Genomic DNA, 13964 nt, shown 5'->3' on the forward strand with positions numbered 1-13964 from the left:
ATTCCAAAAACGAGCGCGAAGCCTGGGGGTGAATCATGTACTCGGCAGGGTAAACCGGAACACGGTGCCCCGGGGGCGGTTGGGCTCGAACATGAGCACACCGCCATGCTGCTCCACCACCGTGCGGCACAGGCTCAGGCCAAGGCCCATGCCGTCGGCCCGCGTGGTGAAGAAAGGCGTGAAGAGGCGGCCCGCCACCTCTTCGCTGATGCCGCAGCCGAGGTCGGCCACGGAGAACTCCAGCCAGCGCCGGGCGTCCTCCGCGCCCGGGCCGCCGACCGCGACGACGCGCGACACACGCAGCCGCAGCACGCGGTCGCCCACGTGGTCCGGCGTGTCCATGGCCTGCATGGCATTGCGTGCCAGGTTGAGCAGCACCTGCTCGACCAGCGTGCGGTCGCACACGGCCGCGGGCAAGCGGTCTTCGAGCACCACCTCGATGCTCACGCCGAGCTTGCGCGCCTGCAGCCGCACCAGCGGCAGCACCGCATCGATCAGCGCCTGCGGCGCCACCGCCTCGCGCGTGCGGTCGCGGCGGCGCACGAAGTCGTGCACGCTGCGGATGACCTGGCCGGCGCGATCGGCCTGCTCGGCAATGCGCCGCACCGCCATGGCCACTTCGGCCTGCTCGCCCTTGGCGTGGGGCCCGAGCATGTTGAGCGACCCCGTCGCATAGCTGGCGATGGCGGCCAGCGGCTGCGTGAGCTCGTGGCTCAGCAGCGAGGCCATCTCGCCGACGGTGGCAAGCCGCGCGCTGGCCTGCAGGCGCTCCTGGCTGGCGCGCGAGAGTTCCTCGATGCGGCGCTGCTCGCTGATGTCGATGAAGGCGCTCATCCAGCCGGTCTGCACGCGCTGCGCGTTGATCAGCGGGGCTTCGAAGATGAGCACCGGAAACCGGGTGCCGTCCTTGCGCATGAAGACCGACTCGAAGCCCTCGCGCGGCGGCATGCCGCCGGCCAGCCGGCGGGCCTGCCGCTGCTGGTATTCGTGCGCGAGCTCGGTCGGCCAGTAGGGAGCTTCGAGGGCCTCGCCGCTGCCGGCCATCAGTTCGTCGGGGCTGAAGCCGACCATTTCGCAGAACGCGGGATTCACGTAGGTGATGCGCCCCTGCAGGTCGCGTGCGCGCAGGCCGGTGATGACCGAGTCTTCCATCGCCTTGCGAAAGGCCAGCGCGTCGGCCAGGTCGCGTTCGGCGCGCAGCCGGCGGCGCGTGTCGCGCGCGAGCAGCACCAGCACCGAGACCAGCGCAATCGAAATGGCCGTGACCAGCGCCGTCAGCACGTTCGGAAAAAGATCGGGCGCGGCCCGCCAGCCGTCGACGCGCAGCATCAGCGCGGCACCGGGCAGGTCGATCAGCTGTTGCGAGGTGAAGACGCGCGTGCCCGTGCGGCGCGAGGTGCCGAGCGCCACCAGGCGCGTGCCGTCGGCCTCGGTAAAGGCCACTTCCTGGCCGCGCGTGAGCGTGTGGCCGACCAGCTCGATGAGCGTGTCGCGCAGCGAGTAGCTCGCCACCAGGAAGCCGCCCGCGTCGATCGGCACGCAAAGCTCCATCACCTCGACGCCGCCTCCGCCGAGTATCGGCACGTAGTGGCTCGGCGAATAGGCCGGCGCACCGAGCTTGCGCGCGGCCGCGCAGGCGAGTCCCACGTCGGACTGGTCGGCGCCGCGGCTCTCGTCGGCGACCAGGCGCATGCGGTAGGGCGTGTTCACTGCTTCGAGCGGACGCAGCGCGGCGTCGCGCCATTCGAGCCGGATCCACTCGCGGTGCTCGCGCAGCAGGGAGGCCGCGGCTTCAGGCCAATGCGTGCGGTCCAGGCCCGAGGCCTGCGTGGCGCGCAGGCTCTGGGCGTTGCGCTGCAGGCCGATGCGAAGATCCGAAACCGCATCGGCGGTGTCGCGGTCGAGTGTCGCCTGCACCTGCTCGACCTCGTGCCGCCCCGCGAGCCAGACCACAGTGACCAGCAGCGCCGACACCAGCACGGCCAGGATCAGCCAGAGGAACCAGCGCTGCCAGAGCGAGCGCAGGCGCGCAAACGCCGACAGCGCCCACCGCGGCGGTGCGACAGCCAAGGCCTCCTCCATCTAGAGCACGCAGTGGGACAAGACGGGCAGCTGCGCGCGCACGCGCTCGATCTGCCCGGCATCGAGGTCGAACAGCACCACGCCTTCTTCGCTGGCCTGCTGCGCCACCACCGTGCCCCAGGGGTCGACCACCATCGACTGGCCCCAGGTGTGGCGGCCGTTCTCGTGCGTGCCGCCCTGCGCGGGCGCCACCACCCAGGCCAGGTTCTCGATGGCCCGCGCGCGCAGCAGCACTTCCCAGTGCGCGGCACCCGTGGTGCGGGTGAAGGCGCTGGGCACCAGCAGCAGTTCGGCGCCCTGCCTGGCGAGCGCGCGGTACAGCTCGGGAAAGCGCAGGTCGTAGCAGACGCTCATGCCCACGCGCCAGCGGTGGCCGTCGCGCGAGGGCAGGTCGAACACCACGGGGGCGGCGCCCGGCGCGATGACGCGGCGCTCGTCGTAGCGCTCGGTGCCGTTGTCGAAGAAGAAGAGATGGATCTTGTCGTAGCGCGCCACGCACTGGCCAGCGGGCGAATAGCACAGCGAGCTGTTGAACACGTGCTCGGCGTCACCGCTTTCGAGGGGCAGCGTGCCGCCCACGATCCAGAGCCCGAACTCGCGCGCCGCATCGGCAAGAAAGCCCTGCACGGCGCCCGCGCCGGCGGACTCGCGCAGGCCCAGCTTGTCGGTGTCGCGCGCGCCCATCATGCAGAAATACTCGGGCAGCACCGCCAGTTCGGCGCCGGCCGCGGCGGCTTGCGCGAGCAGGCCGTGGGCGCGGGCGAGGTTGGCTTCGCGGGCGATGGCCGACACCATCTGGATGGCTGCGACTTTCATTGCGTGGTCTCCGTTTTCTTGCCCTGCCCGCCGGCCGGCGCCGCGGGAAGGCCAGGTACGTTCGGCAGGATGGATCGTGGCACCTTGGCTATTTTGGGGTCGGTCCAGGTGCCTTCGATATGGAACTCCTGCGTGGCGGCGGCCGCAAGCGGCTTGCTCAGCACCCACTGCGCGAGGAAGGTGCCCAGGCCGATCGCGGGGTTGATCGCTGTGGCGACCAGCGCGGCCGTGCCCGCGTTGATTTCGGGCACCACCACCACGCGCAGGTTCTGCGTTTCGCGCACGATGTCGGCCGAGCCATCCATCAGCGCGCCCGCGTTCACGCCCTTCATCTGCAGGTTGTTGGTGCTCGCGACGCCGTTGTGGATCTTCGCGTCGCCGCGGATGAAGTCGAAGGCGAAGCCCTGGCTGAAGACGTCGCGGAAATCCAGCGTGAGCCGGCGCGGCAGCGCCTGCAGGCTCAGCACGCCGAGCAGCTTGGCGAGCCCGGGATCGGCCTTGAGGAACTGGCCCGATTCGACGTTGACCTGAAGCTGCCCGCTCAGGCTCGGATAGTCGAGCGAGAACGGCGAGCCGCGCCAGTTGACGTCGCCTTCGAGCCGCCCGCTGCCGCGCCGCAGGACACCGGACATGCCGAAGCGCGTGAGCAGGTCGCCCGCGTCCGCGATGTCCAGCCTGAAGGTCATGGCCGTGCGGCGCTGCTCTGCCCGCCCCGGCGTGCCGCCCGGTGCGGCGGCCCAGGTGCCCTTGGCCGAAAAATTGGCCTCGGGCATGGTGAAGCTCAATTTGTTGAGCATCCATTCGCGGCCCGCGCCGCCGCGGTTGACGGCGTCGATTTCGGCACGGCCGAGCCGCTTGCCCAGCAGTTCGAAGTCGTCGATGACGATGTCGAGCGCGGGCAGCGTGCCCGGCTGCTCGTCGAGCAGGGTTTCGACCTGCCTGGCCTCGGTGGGCGCGATCTTGAGCCGCGCGAGCCGCGCATAGAGCCGCCCGGCCTGGGCGTGGCGGTACTCGGCGTAACCGCTCAGTTCGGTGGCGTCGATGTTGGCGCGCCAGAGCGCGCCGTCGCGCGTGCCGCCGAGCACCACGTTGTGCAGCGTGCGCCCTGCGATGCCGAGCTCCTGCGCGCGCACCGCAATGCGCGTGGGCAGGTAGCCCATTTCCGCGTCTTCGGGGCGCTCGGCGCCGCCCGCTGCTTCGGCCGCGCCGCCTCCGGTGTCGCCGACCAGCGCCTGCCACGCGGGCATGTCGAGCTTCGCGACGTTGACGTTGGCCAGCACGCCCTTGTCGGGCACGCTGGCGGTCTCCCCTGCGGCAAGGCCGATGCCGATGCTTCCGCGCAGCACCCGCGCCTCGGCGCCGGAGATGTCGCGCACATACTGAACGGCGCCGATGCGGCCGAGCTCCATCGAGAGCTGGTCCTGCACCGCCACGGCGGCGCCCGCCCGGGTTTCGCGCTGCAGCACTTTCTTCTCGATGCGCAGCGGCATCTGTTCGTCCGCCGCCTTCACGAGCGGAGCGGGCAGCTGCAGGGCCAGGCCTTGCAGCGTGCTGGTGAGCGTGAACTCCGGCGCGCCGTCGCGCATCGAGAAGGTGGCCGCGTAAGGCGCGCTGCCGCTCGCCTTGGCCGCGATGCGCGCCAGCCACTCGGCCTCGCGCGCAGCGCGAAGGCCTTCGGCCGTTGCCGTGCCCTGCGCCTTCAGTGCCACCTCGCGGTTGGGCCCGGCAAAGCGGCCGCGGCCTTCGACGCGAACGTCGCCGCCGAGCAGCCTGGCGTTGACCCCGGCCAGCGAAAAGCCCGTTTCGGTAAAGCCGACGACGCCCTTCGCATGGGTGAAGGACGGCGCCTCGGGCACCAGCTGCAGCTCGTTGTCGGACAGCGCGATGCTGGCCTGGACCTTGGCCGCGTCCAGTTCGGCAAGCGGCAGTTCGAGATGCAGGCGGTAGTCGGCCGTGCCGGTGGCGCGCGCGCGCGACAGCACCTCGCCGGTTTCCCCGGCCAGCGGCGCACCCACGCGCAGCAGTTCGCCGAGCGGCCCCTTGGCCTGGGCATCGACGCGCAGCAGCGCGGCATGGTGCGACATGTCGGCAATCTGCGCCTCGGCCTTGGTCACCTCGATGCCGGTCGCGCCCGCCAGCCGCCCGCGCGCGTTGCGCACCAGCATGCCCGCGCGCTCGAACACCAGCTCGCCCGAGAGCCCGGTGAGCGCGGGCCAGGCCGGCGCAGGCGCACCGCTGCGGGCCGCCGAGGCCGGCGCCTTCGATGCCGTCGACGCGGCGATGGCCGACGTCGGCGGCACATAGGCGTAGTTGACGTCGGCCACCTTGGCCACGATGCGGAACTCGCCCTGCTTGGGGTCCATGAACGGCATGTCGTGCAGGTCGCCGCGCACGCGGAAGTCGACGCTGCTGGCCGTGCCCTTCGTGACCGCATCGCGCACGTAGTCGCGCGTGTGCTGGGGAATCTCGAGCGGCAGGTAGCGGAACACGCGCGTGCCGTCGGCGCGGGTCAGCTTGCCCTGCAGGTCGAGCACGCCGGGGTAGAGCGCCCGCCCGGCGGACACGGCGGGATCGCTGGTTCGCCAGTCGGCTTCGGCTTCGCCGTCGGCATCGGCATTGGCGAAGCGCAGCTTGGAAACCTGCAATTGCGCATGGCCCTTGTCGAGCTTCCACTGCAGCTGGGCCGCGAGCCGGTCGATGGGGATGACCGGCTCCTCGAACACGCCCGGAAATTCGAGCGTGCCCTGCGCCATCGACAGGGCGGCGTTGCCGCCGGTGTGCGTGGCATCGAACTCGATGGTGGCGCCGCTCAGGCCGGGCGAGCCGGCGTGCGGCCGTTGGGAGCCAGGCGCAGCGCCAGTGGGTCTGGCTGCGGTGGCCGGCGGGGCGGGGGTGGCGGTGGCCGCTGGTGGAGCCGGCTGCGACGCGACGCGCAGGCCGCTGACCCGCCCCTTGGCCTGGTAGCGCTCGGGCGCGCCCAGCGAACCTTGCCAGTTCAGGTCGATGCGCTCGACCAGCCCGCGCGGCGCATAGGCATCGAGCACGCGGTGCGTGGCATCGCCCAGCGGCAGCCGGTCGGCAATGAGGGCCAGCGCAGCCAGGTCGAGCCGGTCGGCGCGCAGGGCGCCCTGCTCCGGCGTGCGGCCCTTGGCGGGCGAATGCTGCAGCCACAGGTTGCCGCCGGGCCAGCGCATGCCGTCGGCCGTGTCGAACTGCAGGGCGGCGGTCGAGAACTCGAGCTTTTCGTCGTTCAGCTGGCCAGCAAGCCGTCCCGTCACCGAGCGCAGCACCAGCGGCTGCAGGCCCCGGCCCAGCGAGGCGTCGATGCGGTTGAGCCCGAGGTCTGCTGCGCCGCCCACGATCTGGCCCCTCTTCACGTCGGCCCAGAGGCGCAGCGCGCCGTTGCCTTCGCGGATGCGGGCGTCGAGGGAGACATAGCGGCCGAGGCGGGTGACGTCCATGTAGGGCAGGTCGGCATAGACCTGGCCGTCCCACGTCTGCCAGCGGCCGGAGCGCACCGACAGCAGCGGCTGGCGGAACTGCCCGCGCAGCGTGAAGCGCTCGCCCCATCCGACCGGCGGCGTGGCATCGAGCCGCAGGCCGTGGCGCCGGGCGCTGTTGCGCGCCACAAAGCGCACGTCGGTCAACAGCAGGGGCTCGGCCTGGCGCTGCTCGTCGGTCCAGCGCACGGTCCCGCCCTCGACCACCAGCTCGCGCTGGGCGAAAAACCAGTCGGCGGCGCGGGTCTCTCCGGTGGTGTCGGTGGACATGTGGAGGCCGGCCACGTGCAGCTTGCCGAGCGCGTCGCGGCGCACGTCGACCTGCGGCCCCTCGATGTAGAGCTGCTCGAAATTGAGGCGCCACAACGAGCGCGGCGACACGCTCGCCACCACCCGCACGAGGCGCAGGGCTTCTCGCTTCTGGGCATCGTGCAGCACCACGTCGCGCAGTTCGAAGACGGGAAACAGACTATCCGAACGGGCGGTGATCGACCCGATGCGCACGGGTACCCCGATGGCCTTGCTGGCTTGTGCCTCGAGCGCGCCACGGTAATCGCCGATTCGCGGCACAATCCACGCGTGTAGGACAACCACTGACAGTGCCAGCAGAAGCCATGCAGCGATCAGTAAACCCAACAGCCAGCGCGCCGTCGCAGCGGTGATCTTGAGCAGACGTGAAGGGGAAGACGCCGTGTCGTTCATTGAGGATCGCGCTGTGTCCGGAATTATGACCGCCAGCATTCAGAGGGGTTCCACGGAAACCCACACCAGTGTGAACCAGTTGCCAGCCACGCCATCGACAGAAGCGACCGAGGTCGCGTTCTCTTCCTATTCGCGCTTCGTCCAGCGCCTGCGCCGCAGGTATGCGGCCGAGCTTGCATTGCTTTCCCCTGGCGCGCCGCGGCGCGAGTCGATGTCGAAGGCCTACGAGGCATTGCGCGAACGCGGGGACGGCGTCGGCGATGCGCTGCGCATTGTGCGGCAGCTGGTGATGGAACGGCTTGTAACCCTCGATTGCGATGCCCAGGCGCCGCTGGCCGTGGTGACCACCGCCGTGACCGAGCTCGCGGAATTCGCGCTCGACGTCGCCTGCCGCGACGCCTGCCAGGAACTCGACGCGGTGCACGGCGCCCCCCTGGGCCCCGAGGGGCAGCGCGCGCAGCTCTGGGTGGTGGGCATGGGCAAGCTCGGCGCGCGCGAGCTCAACGTGTCGAGCGACATCGACCTGATCTACCTGTACGACCTGGACGGCGAGACCCGCGGCGATGCCGATGGCCGCGGCCGCCTCTCGAACCAGGAATATTTCTCGCGCGCCGTGAAGCGCATCTATGCGCTGGTGGGCGACATCACCGAGCACGGCTTCGTGTTCCGCGTCGACCTTGCGCTGCGGCCGAACGGCAATTCCGGGCCCAGCGTGGTGTCGCTCGACGCGCTCGAAGAGTATTTTCAGGTGCAGGGCCGCGAGTGGGAGCGCTTTGCCTGGATGAAGAGCCGGGTCGTCGCGCCGCGCGACGTGGTCACGGAAGGCCTCGCGCAGGGCCTGCGCGCCACGGTGCTGCCCTTCGTGTTCCGCCGCTACCTGGACTACAGCGTGTTCGATTCGCTGCGCACGCTGCACCGGCAGATCCGCGAGCAGTCGGCCCGCCGCAGCGCCGGACGGCCCGAGCGCGCCAACGACGTCAAGCTCTCGCGCGGGGGCATCCGCGAGATCGAATTCACCGTGCAGCTGCTCCAGGTGGTGCGCGGCGGGCAGTTCCCCGAACTGCGCACCCGCCCCACGCTCGACGCATTGCAGCGGCTGGCGCGCGCCGGCCTGATGCCGCAGGAAACCGCCGACACGCTGGCCGCGGCCTACGAGTTCCTGCGCCGCGTGGAGCACCGCATCCAGTACCTGGACGACCAGCAGACCCACGTGCTGCCGGTGGCCGACGACGACCTGCGCTGGATCGCGCAAACCATGGGCGACATCGGCTGCTGCGCATTCCTCGAGCAGCTCGACACGCACCGCGAGTTCGTGGCGCAGGAATTCGACAAGCTGCTCGGCGGCGAAAAGCCCTGCAACGGCAAATGCAACGGCAAGAAGGCGGCCGCGCCCACCGACCTGGCCGACCTGCTCGACGATCTGCCGCCGGCTTTTGCCGACCGCATCCGCAACTGGTGCGAGCAGCCCCGCGTGCTGGCCCTGCGCGAGGAAACGCGGGCACGGCTGCGCCAGCTGGTGCAGCGCACCGGACACTGGCTGAAGGAGCCCGATGGCGACGGCCCCGGACAAACCCCGCGCCATGTGGATGCCGCGCTGCGCTGGGCCGACTGGATCGAGCCGCTCTTGCGGCGCGAAAGCTACCTGGCGCTGCTGGTCGAGCGGCCCGCGGTGCAGGAACGGCTGCTGCGGCTGCTGGGCGCCGCGAAGTGGCCGGCACGCTACCTGATGCAGCACCCGGGCGTGATCGACGAGCTCGCGAGCGACGAAATGCTGTCGGGCCGCTTCATGGCGGCCGAGTTCGAGCGCGAGCTCGAGGCGCGCCACGCCTCGCTCAGCCGCACCGGCGAGGCCGACGAAGAGCGCCTGCTGAACCTGCTGCGCCACGCCCACCATGCCGAGGTGTTCCGCACGCTGGCGCGCGACGTGGACGGCCGGCTCACGGTGGAGCAGGTGGCCGACGACCTGAGCGCGCTGGCCGACACCACGCTGCGCGTGACGGCCCATTGGTGCTGGCCGCATGTGCGCAACAGGCACCGCGAGCTGCCGCAGTTCGCCATCATCGGCTACGGCAAGCTCGGTGGAAAGGAGCTGGGCTACGGCAGCGACCTCGACATCGTGTTCGTCTACGAAGACGACGACGAGCGCGCGGGCGAGGTCTACGCGGCCTACGTGCGCAAGCTGATCAACTGGCTCACCGTGAAGACGCGCGAGGGCGACCTGTTCGAGATCGACACCGCCTTGAGGCCGAACGGCAATTCGGGCCTGCTGACCACCAGCTTCGAAGCCTACGAGCGCTACCAATTGGGGCGCGGCAGCAATACCGCATGGACCTGGGAACACCAGGCCATGACGCGCGCGCGCTTCGTGCTCGGCAGCGCCGAGCTGGGCACGCGCTTCGACCAGGTGCGCGAGGCCGTGCTGGTGGCGCCGCGCGACCGCGAGGCGCTGAAGGCCGAGATCATCGCCATGCGCAACAAGCTGCGCGGCGCGCGGCCGGTGAAGGCCGACCGCTTCGACGTCAAGCACAGCCCCGGCGGCATGGTGGACGCCGAGTTCGCGGTGCAGTTCCTGGTGCTGTCGGCCTCGGGCGAGCATCCGGAGCTGATTCCCAACGTCGGGAACATCGCGCTGCTGGTGCGGGCGGAAGAAGCCGGTCTGCTGCCTGCAGGCGTCGGCCGCAACGCCGCCGCAGCGTACCGCGAACTGCGGCGCGTGCAGCATCGCGCGCGCCTCAATGAAGAACCGACCCAGGTCACCCCGCCCGCACTGGCCGCCGAGCGCGATGCCATGCTGGCGCTGTGGAAGGCGGTATTTGGCTGAGCGCGCCCGCTCCCTCGCCACCCCCGCGCTGGCGGCCTGCGCGGTGGCCGTCGCCGTCCTTCTCGCGGGCTGCGCGAGCGGCACGCGCAGCGGCGGCGGCGCACTGGGCGGCCGCGACGGCCCCGGCACGAACATCCCGTCCGACCTGGACCGCGTGCCGGATGCCGAGCCCCGCGTCGAAGCCATCCGCAACAGCGGCGGCACCAGCAAGCCCTACACGGTGCTGGGCCGGGCCTACCAGCCGATCACCGACGACCGGCCGTTCCGCGAATCGGGCATTGCCTCGTGGTACGGCCGCAAGTTCCACAGCGTATCGACCGCGAGCGGCGAGCCCTACGACATGTACGCCATGACGGCCGCGCACAAGACGCTGCCGCTGCCCAGCTACGTGCGGGTGCGCAATCCGGCCAACGGGCGCGAGGTGATCGTGCGGGTGAACGACCGCGGGCCCTTTGTCGACGGCCGCATCATCGACCTGAGCTACACGGCGGCGCTCAAGCTCGACCTGCTGCGCGGCGTGGCGCCGGTGGAGATCGAGCGCATCACGAACGAAGACATCCGGACAGGCGCGTGGCGGCGCGATTCGGGGACGGCGTATGCCTCGGCGTCGCAGGCGGCTGCGCCGGTGCCCGTGCCCTCGGCCTGGGTGGCGCCGGTGGCGATGAACGCTGCACCATCGGCCTCGACGATGCCGGTCGTGCCGCAGACGCCGATGGCGCCTGCCGAGCAGGTCTCGCAGGCTGCGCCGCCGGCACCCGCGCCGGAAGTCCCATCGCCGCGCCAGGCGATCGTGGTCACCGACCTTGCGCCGATGGCGCCGCCCGCGGGACCGGCGCCGGCGCCCATCGCGGTCTCGGCGGCGGCGGCGCGCGCTTCATCGTCCGCCGCGGCAGCGGGCTTCTGGGTCCAGCTCGGCGCCTTCCGCGAGCGCGACGGCGCGGAGAGCCTGCAGAACCAGGCCGCCCGCGGCCTGCCCGCGCTGGCGCCGCAGCTGCGCGTGTTCAGCGAAGCCGGCACGCACCGCCTGCAGGCCGGACCCTTCCCCTCGCGCAGCGCGGCCGGCGAGGCCGTCACGCAGCTGCGCGAGAGCCTGCGCATCGCACCGATGGTGGTCGAGCGCCGCTAGTCTTGCCCGGTCTCAGCGCGGTCGATCGACCGGCTCCTCGCGCGCAGGAAGCAACGGCGCAACCACCTCGGCCACCTGCCGAGCGTTGCCGGCGCTGATCTTGCGCATCGCCCTGGACAGCCGGTCATCCCCGGCGGCCTTCGTCCAGAAGGCGTGGGCGGCCTGAAACGCCGGCTCCCAGACCTCGGGCCTGGCACCCAGCGACTGGAACGAAGGGCTGACGAGCCGCAACTCCGGCTCGATGCTGCCGCCCACAGGCGCGTACATCATGGGGAGCATGTCGTAGGCGGGTGCCACGTCAACGGGCCGCCCGCGCTCGTCGGTCATCAGCGAGAGATTCTCGAAGTGGCGGTCCCCATTTCCAATCAGCTCCGAAAAGGCGGTCAGGACGAGGACTTGCCGCACCGCGCTCGACCCGAGCATTCCAGCCTCCTCGCAGCGCTGTGCGAACGACGGCCAGCTGTCCCGCATCCCGAACAGCTCGTCATCAATCGCGCCTGCGGAGATCATTCCCCGCCGGCCGAACCGCCCCACGCGGTCGAAGCGCTCGACTTCGAGGAAGCCATATCCGCCGATCTCCAAATAGCGCGCTGGCGCTGCCTCGATCCCGGCTTCGTCGAGCGCACGCAATGCCAGTTCTTCCAGGATGAGCATCTCCGAAGACCGGGTTCCGGCGCGGGCAAACTTCACGATGAGATGCCCACGGGCCTCAGTCTCGCAGGTGAACTTGGGCTGCTCGCCGCCCGCGCTGCTGCCGGCACCCGTCTGGCTGGTGGCGTTCGCCAGGTCCTGGTAGGCCCGGGGGATATCGGCGGCCGCGATCGGCGCGACCTGCCGCGAGGCCATGTGGGCAGCGAACGAGCTCGCACCCCACATCAGCGAACCCGCCACGTCCGAACCGACCGAGCACAGGAACTTCACACGGTGGTCGTCAGACCAGTCCCGAAGCGAGGACGGCACGCCGATCTCCGCGGCCACGGCCCTCGCAATGCGCGCTCCAAGGTAGCCGGACGGTGCCGCGAACGCCATTGCGGGCGGCAGCCCCTCGTGAAAGCGGCTGTCCGGTCCGCCCAGATCAGCCCAGGTGCCGCCACGCAGGAAGGTGACGGTGCCCACCTCGGTGACCCGGCCGTCCTCGCCCACTCGAAAGACGGGCTGGGGAGAGGGGACAGGTTCGCTTCGCACGAGCGCATACCGCGGTGTGCGCACGCCGGGCTCCCTGAACCGAATCACTTCGCGACCAAATTTCTGAATAGTTCGAGAGAAAGTTGCCTGGCTCACCTGGAGGCGAGCCAACAGTTCGGCGACGGGCCTTGGTCCCTGGGCTAGCACCTGTCGGACGAGGGCCGCCCGTTCGGACTCGCCGGTCTCTATCGACCTTGATGCGGCGCTCATTGAATTTTCCAATGAATAGTTCGTCGCATTCTACAGCGACCTCCTCTCGAAAGCCGCGGCCGGTACCGGAGCCGATGCCTCAGGGCATCGCCTTCGCCGCCACCGGCACGCGCATGCCCACACCCATGCGGTTCCAGGCATTGATCTGCGCAATCGCGATCGAGAGTTCGACGATTTCGAGTTCGCTGAAATGCGCCTGGAGGGCTTCGAACTCGGCGTCGCGGGCTTCGTGATGGTCCGGCAGGCGCGTCAGCATTTCGGCCCAGTCGAGGGCCGCGCGCTCGCGCTCGCTGAAAAAATTCACTTCGCGCCAGGTGGCCAGGCTGTTGATGCGCTGCCAGTCTTCGCCCTGCTGACGGAGGTCGCGCACATGCATGTCGAGGCAGTAGGCGCAGCCGTTGATCTGCGAGACACGGGCAAAGACGAGGTCGATCAGCACCTTGCCGAGGCTGGACGATTCGATGGCGCCGTTGACGGCGATCATGGCCTGGAAGGCCTTGGGGGCGATCTTGAACCAGGTGAGGCGGGGGGCGGTGTTGCTCATGGCATGTACTCCAGGTGGTTGAGATGAAAAATCTGCTTGCTACCTGTTGAAGACGGGCCAGCCATCGGCCCTGTGACACGCCGCGCGAATTATTTCGGGGAAAAATGCTGCGCGATGCGCGCCAGCTTGTCGGGGTTGCGCTGCGCGCGGATGCGCACGATGCGCTCGCCCTCGATCTCGAAGGTCTGGGCCGATTCCAGCTGGCCGTCGATGAAGCGCAAGAGCCCGGGCTCGCCGTTGATCTCCGCCAGTTCCATGCGCACCGAGGCGCCCATGCGGCGCCAGAGCGCGAAGTAGAGCTGCGCGAGGCGCTGGCTGCCGCGCAGCATCTTGCTGAAGGTCTGCACCTTGCCGCCGCCGTCGCCGATGAGTTCGACGTCTTCCGCCATCAGCGCCTTCAGGTCCTGCAGGCTGCCGCGCGCGGCCGCATCGGCGAAAGCACGCAGCAGGCGCTGGTGGGTTTCGCGCGGCACCTGGAAACGCGGGCGCGCCTCCTGCACCTGCGCCTTGGCGCGGTGCACCAGCTGCCGGCATGCGGCCTCGGTCTTGCCCAGCGTGCGGGCCACCTCGTCGTAGTCGGCGTCGAACACTTCGCGCAGCAGGAAGGCCGCGCGCGCCTCGGGCGCCAGGCGCTCGAGCACGGCCAGGAAGGCCACGGAGATGTTGTCGGCGCGCTCGAGCAATTGTTCCGGGGTGTCCGGCCCGTCGGTCAGCGTGGGCTCGGGCATCCAGGGGCCGATGTAGTGCTCGCGCTGGACCTTCGCGGCGCGCAGCCGGTCGATCGAGAGGCGCGTGACCACGGTGACCAGCCAGGCTTCGGCGCTGTCGAAGGCGGCCTTGTCGGCCTCATGCCAGCGCAGCCAGGCGTCCTGCACGACTTCCTCGGCCTCCGCGACGGACCCGAGCATGCGGTAGGCGATGCCCTGCAGGCGGCGGCGGCGGCTGTTGAAGGCGAGGGTCGGGTCGTCCATGCTCACA

The 13964-nt window shown here is 70.3% G+C and carries 8 protein-coding genes; 2 read left to right on the forward strand and 6 right to left on the reverse strand.

Annotated features, from left to right (window positions below; all coding sequences use genetic code 11):
* Positions 1-33: 33 nt before the first annotated feature.
* Genes VAPA_RS26280 through VAPA_RS26290 form a run of 3 tightly spaced genes read right to left on the reverse strand, consistent with a single transcriptional unit; the run spans position 34 to position 7100 of the window.
* Positions 34-2082, reverse strand: a complete 2049-nt coding sequence (locus tag VAPA_RS26280; RefSeq protein ID WP_041946258.1) for a two-component system sensor histidine kinase NtrB — start codon at positions 2080-2082, stop codon at positions 34-36.
* The gene (locus VAPA_RS26285; RefSeq protein ID WP_021013025.1) at positions 2083-2898 is read right to left on the reverse strand and encodes a carbon-nitrogen hydrolase family protein; all 816 of its coding nucleotides are present in this window, start codon (positions 2896-2898) and stop codon (positions 2083-2085) included.
* Positions 2895-7100 (reverse strand): YhdP family protein, encoded by a 4206-nt coding sequence (locus tag VAPA_RS26290; protein WP_021013026.1) that lies wholly within the window; start codon positions 7098-7100, stop codon positions 2895-2897. Before VAPA_RS26290 ends, VAPA_RS26285 begins: the two co-directional genes overlap by 4 nt.
* A gap of 25 nt (positions 7101-7125) precedes the next feature.
* Here VAPA_RS26290 and glnE point away from each other — a divergent pair, with 25 nt between their 5' ends.
* Together glnE and VAPA_RS26300 are read left to right on the forward strand one after the other, a co-directional pair.
* Complete coding sequence (glnE, locus tag VAPA_RS26295) at positions 7126-9921, forward strand: bifunctional [glutamate--ammonia ligase]-adenylyl-L-tyrosine phosphorylase/[glutamate--ammonia-ligase] adenylyltransferase (protein WP_021013027.1); 2796 nt, start codon at positions 7126-7128, stop codon at positions 9919-9921.
* Entirely contained in the window at positions 9914-11047 is a 1134-nt protein-coding gene (locus tag VAPA_RS26300; protein ID WP_041946259.1) for a septal ring lytic transglycosylase RlpA family protein, read from the forward strand. Before glnE ends, VAPA_RS26300 begins: the two co-directional genes overlap by 8 nt.
* Before the next feature lie 12 nt (positions 11048-11059).
* Here the strand turns inward: VAPA_RS26300 and VAPA_RS26305 are convergent, their stop codons facing one another.
* The 3 genes from VAPA_RS26305 to VAPA_RS26315 form a co-directional block, all read right to left on the reverse strand.
* Entirely contained in the window at positions 11060-12190 is a 1131-nt protein-coding gene (locus VAPA_RS26305) for a HipA domain-containing protein (RefSeq protein ID WP_196232532.1), read from the reverse strand.
* Between the two features lie 331 nt (positions 12191-12521).
* Positions 12522-12986, reverse strand: a complete 465-nt coding sequence (locus tag VAPA_RS26310; RefSeq protein WP_021013030.1) for a carboxymuconolactone decarboxylase family protein — start codon at positions 12984-12986, stop codon at positions 12522-12524.
* A gap of 89 nt (positions 12987-13075) precedes the next feature.
* On the reverse strand, positions 13076-13957 hold the full coding sequence (locus VAPA_RS26315) for an RNA polymerase sigma-70 factor (protein WP_021013031.1): 882 nt from the start codon (positions 13955-13957) through the stop codon (positions 13076-13078).
* Positions 13958-13964: the final 7 nt, after the last annotated feature.

This window comes from Variovorax paradoxus B4 (genome assembly GCF_000463015.1).
Classification (GTDB): Bacteria; Pseudomonadota; Gammaproteobacteria; order Burkholderiales; family Burkholderiaceae_C; genus Variovorax; species Variovorax paradoxus_E.

Excerpts from the sequence above, each read along its gene's own strand:
- VAPA_RS26280 (WP_041946258.1), bottom strand. The coding sequence starts at position 2,082 with ATGGAGGAGGCCTTGGCTGTCGCACCGCCGCGGTGGGCGCTGTCGGCG.
- VAPA_RS26285 (WP_021013025.1), bottom strand. The coding sequence starts at position 2,898 with ATGAAAGTCGCAGCCATCCAGATGGTGTCGGCCATCGCCCGCGAAGCC.
- VAPA_RS26290 (WP_021013026.1), bottom strand. The coding sequence starts at position 7,100 with ATGAACGACACGGCGTCTTCCCCTTCACGTCTGCTCAAGATCACCGCT.
- glnE (WP_021013027.1), top strand. The coding sequence starts at position 7,126 with ATGACCGCCAGCATTCAGAGGGGTTCCACGGAAACCCACACCAGTGTG.
- VAPA_RS26310 (WP_021013030.1), bottom strand. The coding sequence starts at position 12,986 with ATGAGCAACACCGCCCCCCGCCTCACCTGGTTCAAGATCGCCCCCAAG.
- VAPA_RS26315 (WP_021013031.1), bottom strand. The coding sequence starts at position 13,957 with ATGGACGACCCGACCCTCGCCTTCAACAGCCGCCGCCGCCGCCTGCAG.